This is a genomic window from Candidatus Eisenbacteria bacterium (genome assembly GCA_018831195.1).
GTDB lineage: Bacteria > Eisenbacteria > RBG-16-71-46 > CAIMUX01 > JAHJDP01 > JAHJDP01.
In genome coordinates, this window is the sequence record JAHJDP010000098.1 from 1 (window position 1) to 19681 (window position 19681).

The 19681-nt window shown below is 54.5% G+C and carries 19 protein-coding genes; 7 read left to right on the plus strand and 12 right to left on the minus strand.

The genetic code is table 11. The annotated features are described in order from the left end of the window. Window positions 1-322: hypothetical protein (locus KJ970_17190; GenBank protein ID MBU2692653.1), on the minus strand; the 322-nt coding region annotated here is incomplete at its 3' end. A 1026-nt stretch (window positions 323-1348) separates the two neighbouring features. Here KJ970_17190 and KJ970_17195 point away from each other — a divergent pair. From KJ970_17195 to KJ970_17205, 3 genes are all read left to right on the plus strand, one after another. After that, window positions 1349-2980, plus strand: a complete 1632-nt coding sequence (locus tag KJ970_17195; protein ID MBU2692654.1) for a recombinase family protein — start codon at window positions 1349-1351, stop codon at window positions 2978-2980. A gap of 269 nt (window positions 2981-3249) precedes the next feature. After that, a complete protein-coding gene (locus tag KJ970_17200) occupies window positions 3250-4857 on the plus strand; it encodes a hypothetical protein (GenBank protein MBU2692655.1) in 1608 nt (535 codons plus the stop codon). Continuing rightward, the gene (locus KJ970_17205) at window positions 4845-5159 is read left to right on the plus strand and encodes a hypothetical protein (protein MBU2692656.1); all 315 of its coding nucleotides are present in this window, start codon (window positions 4845-4847) and stop codon (window positions 5157-5159) included. The genes KJ970_17200 and KJ970_17205 overlap by 13 nt, the downstream gene beginning before the upstream one ends. A gap of 274 nt (window positions 5160-5433) precedes the next feature. Here the strand turns inward: KJ970_17205 and KJ970_17210 are convergent, their stop codons facing one another. Further along, entirely contained in the window at window positions 5434-5922 is a 489-nt protein-coding gene (locus tag KJ970_17210; GenBank protein ID MBU2692657.1) for a hypothetical protein, read from the minus strand. 233 nt (window positions 5923-6155) lie between these two features. Between KJ970_17210 and KJ970_17215 the strand changes: the two genes are divergently transcribed. Continuing rightward, entirely contained in the window at window positions 6156-6953 is a 798-nt protein-coding gene (locus KJ970_17215) for a class I SAM-dependent methyltransferase (GenBank protein ID MBU2692658.1), read from the plus strand. A 53-nt stretch (window positions 6954-7006) separates the two neighbouring features. On the opposite strand, the gene KJ970_17220 is transcribed toward KJ970_17215, so the two are convergent. The 4 genes from KJ970_17220 to KJ970_17235 form a co-directional block, all read right to left on the minus strand. Next, window positions 7007-7747 (minus strand): class I SAM-dependent methyltransferase, encoded by a 741-nt coding sequence (locus tag KJ970_17220; protein MBU2692659.1) that lies wholly within the window; start codon window positions 7745-7747, stop codon window positions 7007-7009. A gap of 122 nt (window positions 7748-7869) precedes the next feature. Beyond that, entirely contained in the window at window positions 7870-9012 is a 1143-nt protein-coding gene (locus KJ970_17225; GenBank protein MBU2692660.1) for a hypothetical protein, read from the minus strand. A gap of 168 nt (window positions 9013-9180) precedes the next feature. Beyond that, window positions 9181-9606, minus strand: coding sequence for a DUF2087 domain-containing protein (locus KJ970_17230; protein ID MBU2692661.1), 426 nt, complete (start codon window positions 9604-9606; stop codon window positions 9181-9183). 26 nt (window positions 9607-9632) lie between these two features. Next, window positions 9633-10412: a PhzF family phenazine biosynthesis protein gene (locus tag KJ970_17235; GenBank protein MBU2692662.1), complete on the minus strand. Its 780-nt coding sequence runs from the start codon at window positions 10410-10412 to the stop codon at window positions 9633-9635. A 204-nt stretch (window positions 10413-10616) separates the two neighbouring features. On the opposite strand from KJ970_17235, the gene KJ970_17240 reads away from it, so the two are divergent. Next, on the plus strand, window positions 10617-11342 hold the full coding sequence (locus tag KJ970_17240; GenBank protein MBU2692663.1) for a methyltransferase domain-containing protein: 726 nt from the start codon (window positions 10617-10619) through the stop codon (window positions 11340-11342). A 34-nt stretch (window positions 11343-11376) separates the two neighbouring features. Here the strand turns inward: KJ970_17240 and KJ970_17245 are convergent, their stop codons facing one another. The 3 genes from KJ970_17245 to KJ970_17255 form a co-directional block, all read right to left on the minus strand. After that, window positions 11377-11964: a GNAT family N-acetyltransferase gene (locus KJ970_17245; GenBank protein ID MBU2692664.1), complete on the minus strand. Its 588-nt coding sequence runs from the start codon at window positions 11962-11964 to the stop codon at window positions 11377-11379. Window positions 11965-11970: 6 nt separating this feature from the next. Next, window positions 11971-12414, minus strand: coding sequence for a thioesterase family protein (locus KJ970_17250; protein ID MBU2692665.1), 444 nt, complete (start codon window positions 12412-12414; stop codon window positions 11971-11973). 78 nt (window positions 12415-12492) lie between these two features. After that, on the minus strand, window positions 12493-13185 hold the full coding sequence (locus KJ970_17255) for a dimethylargininase (GenBank protein MBU2692666.1): 693 nt from the start codon (window positions 13183-13185) through the stop codon (window positions 12493-12495). Between the two features lie 392 nt (window positions 13186-13577). On the opposite strand from KJ970_17255, the gene KJ970_17260 reads away from it, so the two are divergent. After that, window positions 13578-13940 (plus strand): hypothetical protein, encoded by a 363-nt coding sequence (locus tag KJ970_17260; GenBank protein ID MBU2692667.1) that lies wholly within the window; start codon window positions 13578-13580, stop codon window positions 13938-13940. A gap of 30 nt (window positions 13941-13970) precedes the next feature. Then, window positions 13971-15242: a PQQ-binding-like beta-propeller repeat protein gene (locus tag KJ970_17265; protein ID MBU2692668.1), complete on the plus strand. Its 1272-nt coding sequence runs from the start codon at window positions 13971-13973 to the stop codon at window positions 15240-15242. A 54-nt stretch (window positions 15243-15296) separates the two neighbouring features. Here KJ970_17265 and KJ970_17270 read toward each other — a convergent pair whose 3' ends face one another. The 3 genes from KJ970_17270 to KJ970_17280 are packed head-to-tail and all read right to left on the minus strand — an operon-like array spanning window position 15297 to window position 19680. After that, window positions 15297-15890 (minus strand): GNAT family N-acetyltransferase, encoded by a 594-nt coding sequence (locus KJ970_17270; protein MBU2692669.1) that lies wholly within the window; start codon window positions 15888-15890, stop codon window positions 15297-15299. A gap of 17 nt (window positions 15891-15907) precedes the next feature. Next, window positions 15908-16819, minus strand: coding sequence for a N(4)-(beta-N-acetylglucosaminyl)-L-asparaginase (locus tag KJ970_17275; GenBank protein MBU2692670.1), 912 nt, complete (start codon window positions 16817-16819; stop codon window positions 15908-15910). A 29-nt stretch (window positions 16820-16848) separates the two neighbouring features. Beyond that, entirely contained in the window at window positions 16849-19680 is a 2832-nt protein-coding gene (locus tag KJ970_17280; GenBank protein ID MBU2692671.1) for a hypothetical protein, read from the minus strand. Window position 19681 lies beyond the last annotated feature (1 nt).

Here is a 19681-nt window from a genome sequence, read left to right on the forward strand (position 1 = left end):
GCCTGTCGGGATCGAGCGGGTCCCAGCGGCGCCTCTTCTTGAATATGGAGTCCAACCCAGGCCAAAAGACAGTCAGCAGAATGGTCACCCATCGCTGATCAGGAACTTCGCCATGAGCCTTGAGGATTGGGTATAGAACGGAATCCTTGCGGGGATCGTGTGAATCCCCACCATGCATAAACAAAAGCACTTCAGCCCAGGTTCTGAATCGCCGCAGGAACGATTCTTCTATTCGTAACTCCGTCAATAATGTTTGGTACGCATTGCTTTGCAGCTCCTTCTTAAGTTGCTCAAGCCACTGAGCCCTTGATCCTGCGCGCATGACGCCCTGCCTTGTCGGTCAGGCGTCTTGCGCTCATAGGGCCGATGTTGGGCGTCCGCGCGCTCTAGTGATTTGCTTTAAGAGGGATCAACCGGGACTACATGTCAATTCCTCCAAGCGAATTATCATTCGTATTAATACTTATGACATTCTGAGTACTGCAATGCCGTCCATAGCAGACCATCGCAGCATGGACATCACCCCATAAATGGAGTTGAAAGTTACCACGCTTAAAGGTCATTCCACTCTTGTCGTACTTGGTGAGAAGAATGCCGCACCTTTTGCAGCAGTAGGGTGTTGCGAACTCAGGTAGCTCTGTGGACGATCTATGCCACTTATTACTAGATTTTCCTTCCTTCATCTGATGTTCCATTGGTTGCTCCTTCATTTCTCAATGGACGTATCAGGTCGCCTCGTCTATGCGTGCATAGCCGGTAGGTCTATAATCAATTGTCCATCAAGCGTCAGATTCGCCCTCGCCCAAGAGACTGGGCTGTGAGTCGGATTGCCTTGATGGACATGATTTTGCCATTCCGGAGGCTATATGGAGTTGAAGCTGAGGAGTAATGGGAAGCCTAGGCGGTTGAGATATCGCAGCAGCTATCATCTGACCATCCCTCCGGGAAAAGCGACCCGTGAGATCCGGTCGGTTCAATGAATAAAAAGATGGAGCCGACCAGAACCTCTATGGATGGGCTTCCGATCGGCTCCACCGACGCAGGAACGATGAGGATATTGGTTCAGCCGCCATGCACTCACCGCTCGCCCTTTAGAGCTGCTGGGTCCCCCCTGGGAACCACATATGTACAAGCTACCCCCCCATGTGGAAATCCGTCAAGGCTCTATTACAAAACCCAAAATAATTGTCCCCATCGCCCTCTCCCAACCCCCTTTTACATATAGAGAGCAGTGCCCCGGGTTCAACTTGATGTTCTGGCCAGCCAGAGCCAATTGTGGACACGAGAGGCTCTAATCGCCTTGAAATAAATAGGTTAGAAGCATGCAGGCCCAGAGGAGACAATTCACGTGAAAGCAGCCATCTACGCCCGCGTCTCGACCGAAGAGCAGCGGGAGAAACAAACCATCCAAACCCAGCGCCAATTCGCGGAAAAATATTGCGAGCTGCATGAAATAAGCGTCTTCGATGTTTACTCAGACGACGGCATCACCGGTACCCTCCCGCTCAAGAAACGCCCCGCCGGTGCCAAGCTGCTCCAGGATGCCGAGGCTGGCCGGTTCGATACCATGCTGTTCTACAGACTCGATCGTCTGGGCCGCGACCCAAGAGTCACCCTGGAAGCACTGGATCAGCTTGAGCAGCTCGGGGTGAAGATCAAATCCATGACCGAGCCGTTCGATACAGGAGACGCCACGGGCCGTTTCTATGTCACGGTCCTATCCGGCGTCGCGGGTCTGGAACGTGAAACCTTCCTGGAACGCTCAAGGGCGGGTACAGAACGCCTCGCCAGGGAGGGAACATGGCTGGGCGGGATTTCACCATATGGCTACAGGGTCGAGGGCAAGAAGCGGGAAGCCCGGTTGATTGTATCTGATGAGCCTCTACCTGGCCTGCCACTATCCGAAGCCGATGTGATCCGTATGATTTACCATCTCTCGGCAAATGAGGGCCGGTCCAGTACCGAGATCGCCCGGCGCCTCAACATGCTCAATATCCCACCGTCCTATGTAAAAGATGGGCGCGTGCCACTCAGGGGCAAGCGGAAGCAGAACACCGCAGGAATCTGGTGGCCCGGCAGGATCCGGAATATCCTTGTCAACACAACATACCGAGGGTTGCATCAGTATGGGCGGCGAACCAAAAAGAAACGGGATGTCATTGAACGCGAGGTCCCGGCAATCATTGATAGTGAAACCTGGGAAAAGGCTCAGAAGACACTGCAAAAGAATTGCCGCTGGACTCCTCGAACGGCTTCCGTACACTACCTGCTCAAGAGCCTGATCAAATGTGACACCTGCGGCCTCAACTACAGCGGATCCAATGATCATGGAATGAGGATCTATTATCGTTGCAACGGCAAGTCTCAGCCCCGGGGTTTCTACGGCAAACGCGGCGAATTATGCCCCTCCAAAAACCTTCCCGGCAAGTTTGAAAATGTTATCTGGGCCGATCTTGAAACATTCCTGCGCAACCCCGGACCGATCCTCGAAACACTTACCGGGCAGCTGGAGAGTGTTGAGGATCATGCTGCCAAGTGCCGTCAACAGGTGGATCTGATCGAAGGTCAGCTGGCCGGGAAGGATGAGGAGCGGGAACGGATCGTAACGTTATACAGGCGCGGCACAATTGAGCCAGCAATCCTTGATCGGCAGATAAAGGCGATAGAGACGGAGCGGGGCGAGCTTAAGGCTGCCCTGGAGACGGCACGAGAGCGCTTGTGCGGCGTGACTGACGCCAAGACCGGCATCGACTCGGCCGAGACGCTCCTGCGCGAGCTGAACGGGCGTCTGGACGGCACCTTGACGTGGGAGCTTAAGCGGGAGATCGTCGAGACCCTGGTTGAACAAATCCGGGTGGAGACAGTTGAGGAAGGCGGGAAGAAGCAGGCCGTCGTGCATGTCACTTACAAATTCGATCCTCCGCTGAAACCCACTTTGGTCGCACGAACCCACAGCGGTTCATCGCGGCAATTAATATGAGACGTGCGGGTCGCCGGGGATCTTCTCATAGCGTTCTTCAAATTCTCGAATCTTCGTTATCCACCGCTCTACACCCTCGGCCTGGCGGGTGAGAGGGATCAGCTCCGAATAGTCCCCGTATCCAGCTGCAGGCTATAGCGTTGCTGCATGGCGGACCCTCTGCTTCATCGTAAAACTCTTCTTCAGAGAAAAGGCGTTTGACCCACACCCGATCCATGGTATCCTAAGTCCCGTCTAACCGGGGGGGGCTTTCAAAGGAGAGCCAGGTCATGAGACGCCTATCGTACGGATTGTCTATTCTTCTGTTCCTGTTACCGGCGTGCAGTGATGATAATGGCACAGAACCCCTGCCAACCGACACAACGCCACCTGATATCGTCGACAATCTAACAGCCGCGGCTTCCGCGGGAGGTGTGATCACTCTCAGATGGAACGCGCCTGGGGACGACGGATACCTCGGGCAGGCCTCATTGTATGACATTCGCTTCATGGCGGCGGCGATATCTGAAGGCCAATGGGATAACGCGACACCCACAGACACCTCCATGATTCCCAAAGAGGCCGGCCGGTTGGAATCGCTGGAACTCTCCGGATTTACGGACGGCGTATGGTATTTCGCCATCAAGACCGCTGATGAGGTTCCGAATTGGTCGGATTTGTCTAATGTGGCCAGCGCCTTTGTCGGTGGCGTCGAAGCGCCCTCCATGGTGACCGATCTCGCCATCGGCTGGGCGACGCCGGAGAGCGCCATCCTCACCTGGACGGCCCCCGATAGCGGCTCCGCCCAGGGTGGTGGCGCGGTCGTCTTGTACGATCTTCGCTATGACACGGATCCCATCACGGATGAAACATGGAGCTTCGCGACCCAGGTGCCCGATGTAGATCCACCCGGTGGCGCAGGAACAGCGGAGTCCTTCGCGGTCACCGGTCTCGTGCGCGGGACGACCTACTTCTTCGCGATGAAGTGCGCCGACGAAACGCCAACATGGTCGGATTTGTCAAATGTCACGAGCGTCACAACAGGATCCCCGCAGCAGTTGACCTATGGCGGCACAGGTTTTCGCGCAACGGCGCCGACGTGGTCGCCCAACGGCGAGCAGATCGCCTTCAGCGCAAACTGGACCGGCGACTGGGAAGTTTACCGGATACCCGTGGGTTATGGTGAGCAGGCTATCCAGTTGACCGACGACCCCGGACACGACACGCACGCGTTTTTCCCCAATCGACCGGCTTGGTCGCCGGATGGCCAGAAGATCGCCTTTGTTTCCGATCGTGGAGGTGGCGAAAGTGAGCTCTGGGTCATGAATGCGGACGACGGCTCATCACCGGCTCTATTGGCCGGTCACGAAGGTTTTCCCATACAGTCATGCGCTTGGTCCCCGGATGGAACGCAGATCGTTTACCAGGCAGGGAGGCTATGGTCCTTAGTTTCGCCGACCGACATTTACCTGATTCCTTCAGCGGGTGGGACCCCCGCGTTGCTGATCAGCAGCGAAGGGGAGATTTTAAATTACGATCCTGCCTGGTCGCCCGATGGAACCCGCATCGTTTATGGCTGCGGCCGCAACTACCGCTGGGAGATTTGGCAGATGCCGGTCGACGGAGGAAACCCCATCCGGCTGCTGACTGAAGTGGCCTCGATTCACAACATGGGACCTTGTTACTCCCCGGATGGCGCTCGGATCGCCATCTATTCCAATCGGCGCAGCGACGACTATAACATTTGGACCATGTCTGACTCGGGTGGGGATTTTATCCAGCTGACAACCGATGAAGCTTGGGATGAATCCCCAGCGTGGTCCCCGGACGGCGGCCGCATCGCATTCGCATCGAACCGGGGCGGCAGCTTGGAAATCTGGATCTTGTGGTTGGATTGATCTGGGAGGACGGCCGCCAGGTTTATGCAAAGCCGGGCGGTATCGAGTACCGATTACTCTATGCTCTCCTCGGCGACAACGCCAAGCCACGACTTGGCATCGTCCATGCTGGTGAACACTTCTATGTCTGCGCCGCGCATTTCAGCAACGGTTGCACCCATTCTGCTGAGCCCATAATGAATCGGCATATCCGCGAATCGCCTGACATCGAGAAGGAATCTTGCGTCGCTCGGAAGCAGCGGGTCATCAAGCGCGGCATTAAACGTCTCTATTATATCTTCCGGCGTATGGGATCCTTCTAAGTTGATCCGAAAGAGGTTTCCAGAGAATGTATATCGGACGGGCACTGCCATCCTCCTCTTGAAATAGAACCGTGAATCTTGCCCAACATATGAACCCCCGCGGGTCGGCCTGGCTCGCCCCCGGCCTTCCCGCCTTGAACCTCGCTGATCTTCATCCGAAGCGCCAATGATATGGCAAAGCATGCCCGGCAGCTGTTTCATGGAAGGGGCGGGCGGACTTCGAGTATCCGAAGCCGCCCGCGCAGATAATGAGGTCTACATCATCACCGCCTAACTAGCCGTTGTTTTGTTCAATCTCGTCCATCGCCTGAATGATCATGGACCAGATCTCCTCCTCATCGATTCCGGTTCCCTCAAGCGGTGTGACCGCTTCTCCATTAGGGGCATACATTCCCGGTTTTCCATGCATCCCCTCACCCGGGCGCGGGAGGTTCGATAGATCCCCTGTCTCGGCTGTTTCCCGGAAGCGCTCCGCCAGATCGGCCAGGAACTGCTGTTGCGGCCCCTCCGCCTCCTCCGCCGCTTCGGTCAATTTGTCAGCGATGTTATTCATCAACTCCTTGAATTTCTCGGGCTCGGTTTCAAGAAGGGACATCATCACACTGAACCCCTTTCCCGGTTCTGATATATCGAGGCTGACACCGACATCCCCTGCCGCCTCTTGAAAAATCCCCTCCATCTGTGTCCGCATCTGCTGTCCCACCTGCATCATTTCCTGCATTTTCTGCAGGTCCAGTCCCATCCCTATTCCTGACACCTCCATGTCGCACCTCCAACTGGTTAACTATCATATAGACTCCCAAAACCCCTCACCGGGTTTCCCAGAAATTCATCGGTCGTAAATGTTGCAGAAATGTGACAGAGAGTGTGCAATCTTAGATAAGCTGAAAACAATACGCCTGGCCCGATAAGATAGAGAAAACGGCGAAGCGGAGTTCCCATACAACCTTCCCGGGTCGGTGATTATCGGCATATGACCGCATGGAGGAGACCGCAATGGATCCTACAGGAGGATATGACGAATATTCCTTCGTCTCGGAATTCTACGATTATGTTGATCCCTATAAAGAGCGTCCCGATGTCGCCTTCTACATCGACGAGGCCAGGCGTTCCGGCGGCCCGGTCCTTGAGATCGGTTGCGGCACGGGCCGCGTATTAATCCCCACGGCACGGGCCGGGGTTGAAATCGTCGGTCTCGATCTTGCCGAGGCGATGCTCGCGACCTGTCAGGAAACCCTCGCCAAGGAACCGGAAGACGTTATCCAAAGAACAAAACTCATCAATGCCGATATGTGCGACTTTGAGTTGGGACGGAAGTTTTCCCTCGCCACCATCCCCTTCCGCCCCTTTCAGCATCTGTTGACGACGGATGCTCAGCTCGCCTGTCTTCAGTCGATTCATCGTCATCTAGAGGATGGCGGCCGGCTCATTGTCGATTTGTTCAACCCAAACCTCTCCATACTCATCGAAAAGGAATTCGAGGCGGAGTGGGGCGATGAACCTGAAATTCAAATGCCGGATGGGCGTCGTGTTGTCCGCCGGATGAGACGGACGGCGCATGATCCTTTCCATCAGGTGAATCACGTCGAAATCATATACTATGTCACGCATCCGGACGGCCGGGAGGAACGCCTGGTGCACGCCTTTAAAATGAGGTACCTGTTCCGTTATGAAGCGGAACACCTGCTTCATCGCACCGGATTCGAGGTGGAAAATCTCTACGCCGACTACGAGAGAAAACCGTATGGCTCGATCTATCCCGGCGAATTGATTTTTGTGGCGGTCAAGCGTTAAAAGACAACGGCCCGGGTTTTCCCCGGGCCGTTTGCATGCCATTTTTAAATTAACTACTTCTTGGCCACAACCACCAGCCGCTTCGCCTGATGATTGTAGGGGCCTCCCTCCAAGTCACCGAAAGCCTCGGTCGTGCGGAATCCCGCGCTTTTCATCAGCCCTTGGAGTTCGGCCGCGGAGTAGAGACGATGTGAAAGGTGAAGATCCTTCCGCTCGCCGTCTCTGAGGATAATCCAGCGATTCTCAATCCAACTCCAACTTTCCTTAACTTCCCGTTCCTCAAGAATGATAAACCCGTCGCCTTCATACCAATCCCGTTCTTTAAACATCCGCGCCAGGATCTCCTTTCCCATCAGATCCATGAGCAGCCGGCCGCCGGGACGGATAGAACGGTAGAGATTGCCGAGAACCTTTTCATCATCCGCCGGATCGCGAAAATAGCCGAATGATGTGTACATATTGATCGCGGCGTCATAGGCGTTTGCCCGCATGAATTCCCGCATATCCTCATGGACAAACTCGATGCCAAGTCCTTCCTTCGACGCGCGCTCCCGGGCGGCATCCAGATATTTCTTTGTGCGGTCAACCGCCGTCACCCGGAAGCCGCGTTTTGCCAGCTCAATGGAGTGGCGGCCGACGCCGCAGCACAGATCGAGGATGTGTGATCCGGGTTTAAGATCCAGCCGGGCGATGACATTTTCGATTTCTCCCGCAGCGATCTCTCGGCGCCGCTCCGGAAACAAGACATCCTCCACGTCTTTCCAGAAAGAATCATCCTCATGCCAAGGTTTCATGGCGCACCTCCCTGGGGTTTCGCGGTGAAATTTCAAATAGCCGCATCAGGAATGCACAGATATCATATTCTATCTTGCATCAAAGAGTGGGGATTTCTCGAGTTTATTGCAGCAGGTTCAAATTAGTCGATATGAACATTTATCAACGGCAGCCACTGCAGCCCCGCCGGATTGTTCTTAGCGTTATTCAAGAGCCCGAGTTGGACTCCATTCAGCGTCTCGGCCATATTCAAGAGACCGATTGTCAAACCGGTGCACTCGCCCTTGATCCGGCAGTAGGCGCCGGTACCGAATCCGGTGAACTCCTCGGCCTTTAATTCCAATCCCGCAAGAGCGACCCCTACGATCTCAATGCTCCCAACGCCGACACCACCGATTGCCAATCCTCTTAATGTTTCACCCGCGCCGACACCGATACCGCCGATCCCAATACCGGTGAACTGCTCCCCCGCCCCGATCCCAAGACCGCCGATGCCGAGGCCGGTAAAGCTCTTGCCCGCCCCGATCCCAAGACCGCCGATGCCGATCCCTGTAAAGTCTCGGCCCGCGCCGACGCCCAATCCGCCGATGCCGATCCCTGTGAAGGATGCGCCCGCCCCGACACCAAAAACCCCAGCGCCGATGCCGGTAAAATTGCCGCCCGCGCCGACGCCCAATCCGCCCAGCGCCAATCCACGCACCGAATTGCCGCCACCGACACCAACCGCGCCGATGGCGATGCCGGTGAGATCGTCTTCACATCCAACGCCGACGCCGCTCACGGCGATGCCGGTGAGATTGTCATCACATCCGACGCCGATGCCGCTCAAAAAGAGCCCGGTCATCTGCCCGCCGCCGATGCCGATCCCAGCGATTCCAATGCCATCGAAGCTGTCATCCGCCCCGATCCCAAAACCGGACAGTCCCAGCCCGGTGATATGGTCACACCCGATTCCGAAACCAGCAATCCCGACCCCTTCGAGCTGGTCGGCGGCGATGCCCCCCACACCAAGTGCCAGACCTTCTATTTCCCTTGCCTCGGGAGCGGCCAAACCGAACGCGATGCCGTTGATGACGGAATGACGATTATCTCGCGCTTTCCAGAAGGTGATATTGAGGCCATTAATCTCCCTGATATCCTCGTCGATGAAGTTAATCCGTATTCCATTGTGATATGGTGAGTTACCGAAGCAGATCCCGGCGTCGTCTGCTCCAAGGTTCAAGGCGGCATCCACCGGGGCGGCACACACAAAAGTTGCGCTAATTAACAAAATTAGAAATAACACAGAATATTGATCGGGGAATTTCATCAGATTTCTCCCAAGGCAGATCAGGTTATGGGTCGAAGTCCGGCGACAATGGTAGAGACGAAATCCCAGGCGTCAATGTTCCATCTTCTCAGCGGCCGAAGGTTTTAGGGCCTCCGATGCTCCCTTTTGTGCTTATCCATTATTTCAGCCGCTCGCGCCTTTACCCTGTTTCGTCTGCATGAACTGCCGCTTCTTTTCCGCTTTAAGCCGCCTGCCCTCTTCCACCGCGGCAACGGTATCGATCGATTCGACGGTTTCATCGAACGCGCTGTTTACCGGCGCCTGGGAATTTATCTTGTACGTCGTCCCGGCCGGATCGCGGGTGAGAAATCCGTCATCGACCATCTCGCGCCGCAGGGCGGCGTGATCCGATCCGACAGACCGGCCGACACCCTCGAGCCATTCGATGAGTATCTCCTGAAGTTCTTTGTGCGAGTATTCCTTTTGGGGATTCATCGTCAAAACGATGCTTTTCAGCAGTACATGCCGGTCTTCTTCTTTTTTTGGTAAACCTGGCAGGTCTTTCATACAGAGTGAAACAAGCCTTCGTTTGAATGTCTCTCCATCCATGCGTTTTTCTCCCAGGTGCGTTCCCTTTAACAAACAATCTCGCCGCGCATATACTCGACTGCCTGGCCGCCGATAATGACACGATCTCCCTCAAGCTTGCAAAGGAGATCGCCGCCGCGGGCGGAAACCTGTCGCGCCGTCAGCTCATTTTTGTTCAACCTTTTGGCCCAATAGGGGATCAATGTGCAATGCGCCGACCCCGTCACCGGATCCTCATTGATACCCCCCTTCGGCACAAAGAAACGGGAGACAAAATCGACGTCATCGCCCGGGGCGGTTACAATGACGGAAAAGGCCTCCAGTGCGGCGATGGCTTGAAAATCGGGCTCCATCTCCACAATTTCGGATGCCGAATCGAATACCGCCATGAGATCGCGCGCGAGATGAACTTCACTCGGCTTGGCGCCCAGCGCCTTTACCAAATCGGGTTCCACGGAGGCGGGTTTCGCCGGTCTCGCGGGGAAATTCAGGTATAGATAATCCCCGGATTTTGTCACTGTCAGGAGACCGCTTTGCGTTTCAAAACATATCTTGTCGCTGGCGGCGCGTCCCTCATTGTAGAGAACGAAAGCCGACGCCAGAGTCGCATGCCCGCAAAGATCAATCTCCATTGTCGGAGTAAACCACCGCAGCTTGTAATTTGAACCATTCGGCAGAACGAATGCCGTCTCGGAAAGATTGTTTTCCGCGGCAATGGCCTGTTGGATGTAATCGGGCATCTCTTCATCAAGGAGGACGACCCCTGCGGGATTGCCTCCAAAACAACTCTCGGTGAAAGCGTCGATTTGGTAGATTGGAAGATTCATCGCGGCCTCCATGGCGGTTGGGTCCTTCTGAATACCATAGGGGAGTCTTCAGACCTCTAGAATTCTTCAAAAAGGGCGGGATTTCAAGCAGTTTTCGGCCGTTGAGAGCAGGCCCGCCGGGGTCTTGTCCGGAGCTTCCACCGGATGCTACATTAGAACCTCTTTAGACCCTCTTCTTCGAAGGACCCTATGAGGATTTGACACATGACGGATAGTGACAGCGCGAATTCACTCGGCGAGCGGAATTATACCCCCTTCGCCGATCGCTACGCCGCCGCGGTCGAAACAAAACCGCATAATGCTTATCTGGAACGGCCGGCGACGCTGTCGCTTCTGCCTCCGGTTAGGAACAAGAGAGTCCTGGATGCGGGATGCGGCCCCGGTCACAACTCCGAATGGCTTCTCGAACAGGGCGCCCTCGTTAAATCCGTCGATGTCACACCGAGATTTGTTGAAATCGCCCGCCGCAGGCTTGGGAACCGCGTCGATGTCAGACAAGCGGATCTGAACGAACCCCTGGAATTTCCGGACGGCTCTTTCGATCTTGTGCTCTGCTCCCTGGTATTTGATTACATTCCCGACCTTAGCAAGCCTCTTGGCGAGTTTTACCGGCTGCTGGCTCAATCCGGTATCCTGGTCTTCTCCATGGGCCATCCGACCAATGATGTTCGTCTCTTCCCCGATCGCGATTACTTTTCCACCGAACTCAAAGCGTGGACTTGGACGGGATTCGGCGAGCCGAATCCGGTTGTGGAATGGTATTGCCGGCCCTTGAGTGAAATCTTGAATCCCCTGGCCGAGACGGGCTTCAGATTCGATAAGATTCTGGAGATGCAACCGACCAAGGAATATAGGGCGGCCGACCCAGAAGAATACGAACGGCTCATGCGAAAACCATCGTTCCTCTGTATCAGGGCTGTTAAGGGATGATGGCATAGAGAGTCATCACGATAGGAACAGGATTCTAATCCAGATCGATATACCAAAAAAGCATCGCTTCATGAGCCACGGCCGGTACGGCGGCATAACCGTATCGATGAATGGCGCCGAGATGGCATCCCTGCATCATATAGAATTTGCATGCCGGAACATTGATATTCTGGGTCTCAATCTTCATTTGCCGGTAATGCCTCGCTTTCGCCCAGCTCAACGCATACTGAAATAACTTTCCCCCGAATCCTTGATTTCGGACATCCGGCGCGATGCGAAGATCCCATAAAACAGCCAGGTCGTTCCGGCCCTCGAGCATATGTACGGTGTCGGACTTCACCGCGACCGCGGCGCCGCCGGATGGCTGTCCGTCAAGCAGCATAAGAAAGAAGCCCCAATGTTGTACATTAAATTTCTTTGGCCAATTTTCCGGCCCTGAATGATCCAACGCGTCGTAATCCTTCATGTAAGGCGAAGAAACCGGAATCTCTTCGAGCTTGATACCACCAAGACCCCCGTCGATCTGGCGGGCGCGCAGTTCCGTATTGACCTCAAAGCGGATGGGGATCGACGCATAGGTTGACAATTGTTCCGGGCCGATCGAAAGAATCTCTTCCTTCATAAGGTTTTACTCTCTTGGCTTTCCATTTTTGTTTATCAGCGCTTTGAAACTTTCAGGTATCCCGACAACACAATTCTTCTTGTAGTCGAAAAATACAATTCCGGTCTTTGCGGTGGCAACCAGTTTGCCGCTCTCCTGATCGCTGACACGGTAGACCAAATCGCATCCCCTTGAGGCCACATCACTTATCGCGACCTCAACCTCCAGTGTTTGTCCATAGAATACCTGTGAACGATATATAACGCCGAGATCGACAATCAGTATCCCCATCCCGTCAATGTCGCCCTCTTCCATCGCATAGGCTTTGAAGAATCGCGCCCGGGCTTCGTGTAGTATCGAAACCAGCACATCATGCGCCAGATGATTGCCATAGTTCAGATCGGTGATGCGAATCGGTATGCGATGAATGTACAGCGTCGTTTCTGGATAATGGATTTGAATGCGCCCCATGAGGCTTCCTTTCTCATCTCGATTTCCGGCCGGATGGTTCGGGCGGCGAAGGCCTCCGCCGGAGAAACCCATCTTGGATCAGGCCGTAAAAATCAGGCTGCAACAGGTCACGCCACCCTCGGCTTTGGCCAGCTCCGAGGTATCGACGACCCTAATAAGAATGCCCTGCGACTCCAGGCGGGACCGGGTCTTGGGGAAGGCGGCCGGATAAACGACGGCCCGACCGATCATCAGGGCGTTGGCGGCAAAGGGTTCCGCGGGATCGACATCAATCATATCAACATCCAAAAGGCCGGCGGCTTCAAAATCCTTTGCATCCACCCATTCTCTGTTGATCAACAGCTTGTTCTCCGCGATCTGCGTTGCCGCAGATTTTAAATGAAGACAATCCTTCATCGAAACACTTGTTATCGTATAACCGTACGGATCGAGAATATTGTGTAACTGCTCTACGGCCTCGGGATTACTGCGCATTGACAATCCGACATAAATTCTCTTTCCTATTCGCAAAACATCACCGCCGTCCAGAAGCCCCGGGGATTCTATAACGGTGAGATTTCTGTACGGTTTCAGCGCTGCGGCAACCGATGCCACCTCGCCCCTTCGCGAGGCGGCCCCGGGCCGCGTCATGATCGCCATTTCATCCAATACAATCGCCGTATCTTCTACAAAAACCGCATCGGGGAATTCATCCAATGCGGGAAGACGCCGCACCTCACAGCCGAGAGCCTTGAGACAATCCTCATAATGCCGATGCTGCTTGACCGCCATCTCGAAATCCAACGGTTCTCTTTCGATATGTGACAACTCGCAACGGCCGATATTGGGGCTGACCCCTCGGGTGACGGCGATCAAGTTTCTACTTCCTCCTTCCCAAGACGCCCTTCGCGGCCCGGTCTTGCCTATTCTACCCCTACCCTCCCTCGGGCTAAATCTCAACTCAGGCTATCTGCTATCCCCGAAACTCGTTAAGCCAATGCATTCATTCGGGCCGCTCGATGCGGCGGATTGAGAACGATCCGCGGAAACTCAAATCCCATTGATTTCGTGGGATATCCCCCTCCCGATTCCCAAACTTTATGGTATACTGACAATTAGGAAAATTCATCCGGCTCCTAGGGACTGGAGCCAAAGGTGAGGATGGCCTTCAAGGAGACCTGAGCATGAAGAGACTCGGACTCATGACCGTCGGCCTCGTCGTGTTTGCTCTGTTCTGTGCCGCGCCCGTATTGGGAGACCCGACCTTCGAGTGGGACATGCTCTATGACGGAGGGGCTCAATATCGGGATGTCGGCACGGCGGCTCTAACCGACGCCGATGGAAATCTCGTTGTCGGTGGCTCCCGGTCGGACCTTGTCGGCGGAACGGATCTGATCGTCCGCCTGCTGGATCGCGAAACGGGAACCACACTTTGGACCGCAACCTGGGCGATCAACGATCAGAACGATGTCGAGCTGTCCGGAATGGTTTGGGACGGATTCGGAAATTTGCTCGTCGCCGGCTATGTCGCCGGATGCGAGGGGTGAAGCCACGGCGATGATGTCATCGTCCTTAAAGTGGACGGTGCGACCGGGGAGGTTCTCTGGTCCCAGCATTACCAAACCAGCTTAGACGAGACCGCTTTTGCCATTGCTTGTGACAGCGATGGAAACGCCTATATAACCGGCCGAGCTGACAACGGTTCGCATGGCGACGATATTCTTATCATGAGATTCGCAGCATTCGATGGCGAAATTGATTGGATAGAATATGCCGGTGGAACAGCCGATCTGGAGGATCGTGCCTGGGCGATTGCGGTGGGCCCCGATGACAACCCCGTCATCACGGGGATAACAACCAACACTGAGGATCCGGCAAACTACTGCACATTTAAACTCAATCGCACGACCGGCGATGTGATTTGGACGAAGACGGTTCTCGGCGCGGTGAGCAATATTATGCAGCCGATCGGCTGGCTTGAGATTTGTGACAACGGTGACGTCCTTGTAGCGAGCCGGACGTGGGCCGGCGCCGCATCGTATGATGTCGTAGTGCACCGTTACGCCGCGGCCGACGGCGAACTTCTTTGGGACATCCAATACAATTCGGAAGAATCCGGGCCTGATGATCCACGCAACATGATCTGTGATTCAGACGGCAATATCCTTGTTGTCGGCGTGACAAGCGGCAATTATATGGTCCTGAAATTCGACCCCTCCAACGGCGATTTGATTTGGGCCAGCGACTATGACGGCCCACCGGGCTGGTATGATCTCGCTTCATGCGTCGCCGAGGGTCCCAACGGCAACGTTATCGTGAGTGGCTTCAGCGACGGCACAGGAACAGGCTGGGATGTAACGACCCTTGCCCTCGATCCCGATACGGGCGAAGAGCTTTGGGTCGAGCGCTACGACTCGATTGACCATTTAACTGATGAGGGTACGGCGCTGGCCGTCAGTGACCGGGGTGATATCTATGTCGTCGGTTATACTTATCTGGCCTTCTCGGATAGTGATATTCTTTCGCTTCGCTACCATCTCGAGCCATCCGCGGGCGTAGAGAGCACATCGGCACCCGATCGGAATTTCCAAGCCTTTCCAAACCCGTCGCACTCAGGCGTCTCGCTTGTCTTTGATGTGTGGCGGCCGGCCCCCATTCGCGTTACCGTGCACGACATTGCGGGACGCCGGGTCGCCATGCTCAAAGACGGCCTGGCTGTCCAAGGACAACATCACCTTGTCTGGGATGGTTCTGACAACGCCGGTGTATCTTTGAAGCCGGGCGCCTACTTCATCAATATTGATGACGGCGTTTCATCTCTGTCGCGAAAGGTTGTGCTGTTGAGATAGCCGGCCTAAGAAATCTTGAAATCCGGGGAGGCGCCCACTTCGGGGTCTCCCCATTTATTTATGCCGCTCCCATGCTTCCCGCGTCACGCGATAAATATAATGATGAACAGGTCTTGTAAAATCTTTCATTTTCTCTGGAAAATAATAAGTGCCTTCGCCGACCCGGACACCGCCGGCGGCCTCCTGCATTTTTATTGAGGCGGCATTTGAAACATTCGGCGTCGCTTCGACCGCTATACAGACCGTATTCTCAAACAGGAACTTCAGTAACCCCCGTTTGATCTCGCTTCCATATTTGTGCCCCCAATATTCAGGGAGAATTTTAACATCAGTGGTAGCGATACCTTGGTTGTTGGGATAACCAAGCTTGCATTCGCCGATCAAGTCATCAGTACCCTGCAGCGTGATGACGAGATAGCGGTCGTAGACGGTGTTATTGGGGTTGGTGATCTGTTGCTTGGCTTTCTCCCGGCGGACGTTCTCCTGATCTGTAATCTTTCTGAGAATCTCCTCCTTGGTGATTTTTAGCCCATTGGGAAATCCGACATTGTGCATGACATCAGGGTGAGTCCAGAGGTGGTATAGAAAACCGGCATCTTCAGGCGCCGCCGTTCTCACACTCAGCCGTGCTGTCTTGAAAATATTCATGCCGTCCGCCACATCAATTATAGGGCCGGCGTCCGCCTGCATTCCGGCTGTGACGTCCCTTCGAACCAGACGCAGTATTTTATTTTCTCGCCAAGATCCCTTGTGCTGACAGCGTGGGCATTCCCTTTAGCATCGATGGCGTGAATCGCGACAGGGCCCAGAAAACCCTCCTTTAGATCGACAATCTCTTGAGCGGCATCCCTGCAAGCCTCTTCAACGGTGGCGCCGTGCTTCATTGATTGTACAACGGCATGGGCCGTGCTCAGGCGAATTGTCATTTCGCCGGTATGCGTACAGCCGCAGGCGCCGTAGCGCTCGTCAACATAGAGGCCGGCGCCTATGATGGGGGAATCCCCCAATCGGCCGGGATACTTCCCGGCCCACCCTGATGTGCTTGTGCCGCCCGCCATGCGCCCCTGCTCATCCAGCGCGAGATAGATCGTCGTTCCCTTTGCCATGACGCTCTTCGCTGTTATCCAGGCATATTCGGCCAAAGGGCCCTCGGGCCAAGCGGCCAATCTTTCATCAGAAAGATGCTTTTCAAGCCATTGCCGATGGAAAGCCCTCGCCTCTTCGGTCACCATATCCGCTTTCCTTGCCCCGATCTCCGCGGCAAAACGCCGCGCCCCATCGCCGGCAAGGACGGCATGCGGCAGCCGTTCCATCACCTGCCGGGCCACGCTGATGGCGTTTAAATATCCTTGCAAAGCGCCGACCACCCCGACCTGCAATGTCCTGCCGTTCATGATCGCCGCATCGCACTCAACCTCTCCCAGCAAATTCGGGATCCCACCGCGGCCGACCGAGTGAATGCTCGGATCGGCTTCGACGACACCTATCCCCCGCTCAACCGCGGTTAGAGCTGAAGCGCCGCCCTGAAGCGCCGCAACGGCCGCAGGAAGTCCGATCTCGCCCTCTCCATTAGCCATGAGCATCATCATAAATTTGTCTGTCCCTCTTATGGCGTTTCGAACTCAATCTCGAGACTTTGAATCCCGCAGGGATGGATCTTGATTTCAATCTCGCGTGTCGACGGATGGGTTCTCTGCCGGATTCTTTCTTCGAGCAGATTGATCTCCCAAACCGATTTGATCTTCTTTCCAAAAATCAGCGCACCGGAAGAAGCTCTTGTATCAAGATTATACAACCTGACAACCAGGCTCTCCCTCTCTTGATGCTTCTTTATCGCACTAATGCATAAATTATTTCCTTCGAGCCGAAGAAGACCCCCGCCACCCGGGCGGCGGTTGTCCATAACCCCCTGCTTTGTTAAAATGGGCGTTCTATATCTTTGGGAGATCCTCTTCACCTTCGCCTTCAAATCATCCCCGGCGTAGACGTAGACGCCGTAATGGAAGACCTGCTCACCAAGACATTGGGCCCCGGGAGTGTAGAGAGTTGGACCGGCATTCGATTTATTTCTCGACGCAAAATCATCCCTTGAAAGCCATCCGACGGATCGAAGCAGGGTAAGGAGAAGCGTCGCCTTGCCGGCCTTGTCTCTAACGGCCTGGATTTCGGGCAATCCCTTGGCAAACACCGCCAGTCCCTTCTCTCCGTCTTGCAAGAGTGAATAATCCTGCTGGGGATATGTTCCTGTCGGCGGCTGAACCCAGTCATCACCCCTCGGTTGTTCAATCGGCCGGCGGTTGATGTAAAAATGCCCGTCGGAGACAATCGTCTCCGTCTTTATCGGCGTTGGGAACTCAACACAGAGTCGATGATCCTTCGCCTGATTATCGATTGTTTGGTCAATCTCCAGCACAGGATGGCCGTGCTTGAGGGTGAAACGCGTATTAATGCGACAGGCGCATCGTTCGCTGCTCCTCCTCTGCCGATCGGAATCCAATTCCTTGGGAAGGATCAATACCCCCGTGAAGAGGATTGACGCCGACAAACTGCTGGAATCGATCAGGCTGACATCGCCTGCCATCTTCTCCGATGTCAGGATGACGCCATCGCGTGAGGGCGAGTAATCATACTCATCTCCGCAATCTCCTGAATCGACCAGCCGGCCCAGCTGCGTGTATTCAAATCCCGTTGATTTATCAAAAAGATCAAATGTTCCATTTTTATGGACCGCCACCTTATAAAAATCATTCTCTATCATGTTTTTCTGAGCCCGTACACTGCCCGCGGGTTCGCTTTTCTGCTCCCCCTCCTTCAGCTCCCGTAATTCATAGAGATGGTGCCCAAGCGAAGGCAGATTCTCAGCGAAGAACTGCAGAGTGATGTAGCCATCAGACGCCTCCCCGCCGTTCCCATTACCGTCATCCTTGCCGCCTTGTTTGCCGCCTTCCATGTCACCCGTTTTGCCGCCCGCCTTGTTTCGAACGGATCCCGGGAAATTCTCGATATAACTGTTGATATGTTTATTCTGCTGCTCATGGGATAGCATCATCCGGTAATCGACGCCCCAGAACCTTTTGAAATACTTCACTTCTTTTATATGAAGGGGAATCGATGCGCCCGATTGATCGAAGAGCGCGAGGTTGTATGGATCGATATGTGGAGGAACAAGAACCACCATTCTCTCCACAACTTCATTGCGGGAACCCGGCGAAGGATTGACGACAGCGATCACCGTCTTGTTATCCTCCGGCTCATGGCGGGCAAAACCGTGGACGAGTTCGTTTATCTGTTTTTGGAGGGTTTGATCTGCGGTCTGAAGAACCCCTTCAAATCGGGTTTCCATTTCACGGTGCACCTCATCCGTGCTGCATCCGCAGATTGAATCGTGCGGATGGTTTTCAAGAAGCAGCTTCCAGGAATAATTGATAAGTCCTTGTGGATATTCCTGGTCCTGGCAAAAATGAAAATAGGCGGACAGCGGCTCGAGGATAGAGGAAAGGAGATGCTGCGCCGTATCGTTTTTTTGTTTGAGGTACATTCGCGCCGACCACACTCCCGAAAGGATCGGGTGCCGCTTCCCCCCAAGAAGCTCGCCCTGCCACCTTTTCAAATGCATCTCTGTTTTTTTGACGGCATCAATATAATCGGCAAAACTCCCATGGCGAAAGTCTGTTTCCGGAAACTCCTTTCTCAGAGCGTCCAGAATCTCTCCGAGTTTTGCCTGGGGTGGGAAGTGGTCACATCCGTTATTCAGTAGATATATATCGCTGTTTGAAGACGCCTCCATCATCTTGAAGAGATTGCCGATCTGCTCGCAGGCCCGCGTCAAGGAAATCTCCCGCTGTGTGTGGGCATGCCAGAGTTCTTGATAGCCCAGCGCCGAAGCATTGCAGTACCCACCCCCTTGATTGATCGCCAAAACCTCACTGCCATCCGGCGCCTGCCAGATATATTCATTCCCCAGCTTTTCGACCTCCGGGCCGTTGCCCCGTGTGTAGATGAAGGAATCAATAGCGGCTCCTTGCAGAATTTGGGGGATCTGGGCCAGATGTCCGAAGGAGTCGGGCATATATCCGACATTCCGGACCTCTCCGAATTGAGCCGTAATTTCGTGCCCTATCAGAAGATTTCTTGCCGTCGCTTCCGCGCTGACAAGAAATTCATCGGGCAGAATATACCATGGACCTATTGTCAATGCGCCCTGCTGAACCAACCTTTCGATACGCTCCCGATCCTCTGGGACAACCTCCAAGTAATCCTTTACCGCAATCGTTTGGCCGTCCATGACAAAATGTTTAAATACCTCATCGTTCTCCAAACGATCAAGCACTTTTTTAAAAACATGAACAAGGTCGACACGGAATTGATGGTATGTTTTATACCACTCCCTATCCCAATGTGTGTGTGAAACCAGGAATGCGATCCTTGGATTGCTCACC

What these genes read in the sequence shown, in the direction of transcription:
- KJ970_17200 (MBU2692655.1), top strand. Translation starts at nt 3,250, where the DNA reads ATGAGACGCCTATCGTACGGATTGTCTATTCTTCTGTTCCTGTTACCG.
- KJ970_17210 (MBU2692657.1), bottom strand. Translation starts at nt 5,922, where the DNA reads ATGGAGGTGTCAGGAATAGGGATGGGACTGGACCTGCAGAAAATGCAG.
- KJ970_17215 (MBU2692658.1), top strand. Translation starts at nt 6,156, where the DNA reads ATGGATCCTACAGGAGGATATGACGAATATTCCTTCGTCTCGGAATTC.
- KJ970_17220 (MBU2692659.1), bottom strand. Translation starts at nt 7,747, where the DNA reads ATGAAACCTTGGCATGAGGATGATTCTTTCTGGAAAGACGTGGAGGAT.
- KJ970_17230 (MBU2692661.1), bottom strand. Translation starts at nt 9,606, where the DNA reads ATGGATGGAGAGACATTCAAACGAAGGCTTGTTTCACTCTGTATGAAA.
- KJ970_17235 (MBU2692662.1), bottom strand. Translation starts at nt 10,412, where the DNA reads ATGAATCTTCCAATCTACCAAATCGACGCTTTCACCGAGAGTTGTTTT.
- KJ970_17240 (MBU2692663.1), top strand. Translation starts at nt 10,617, where the DNA reads ATGACGGATAGTGACAGCGCGAATTCACTCGGCGAGCGGAATTATACC.
- KJ970_17245 (MBU2692664.1), bottom strand. Translation starts at nt 11,964, where the DNA reads ATGAAGGAAGAGATTCTTTCGATCGGCCCGGAACAATTGTCAACCTAT.
- KJ970_17250 (MBU2692665.1), bottom strand. Translation starts at nt 12,414, where the DNA reads ATGGGGCGCATTCAAATCCATTATCCAGAAACGACGCTGTACATTCAT.
- KJ970_17255 (MBU2692666.1), bottom strand. Translation starts at nt 13,185, where the DNA reads ATGGCGGTCAAGCAGCATCGGCATTATGAGGATTGTCTCAAGGCTCTC.
- KJ970_17260 (MBU2692667.1), top strand. Translation starts at nt 13,578, where the DNA reads ATGAAGAGACTCGGACTCATGACCGTCGGCCTCGTCGTGTTTGCTCTG.
- KJ970_17270 (MBU2692669.1), bottom strand. Translation starts at nt 15,890, where the DNA reads ATGAATATTTTCAAGACAGCACGGCTGAGTGTGAGAACGGCGGCGCCT.
- KJ970_17275 (MBU2692670.1), bottom strand. Translation starts at nt 16,819, where the DNA reads ATGGCTAATGGAGAGGGCGAGATCGGACTTCCTGCGGCCGTTGCGGCG.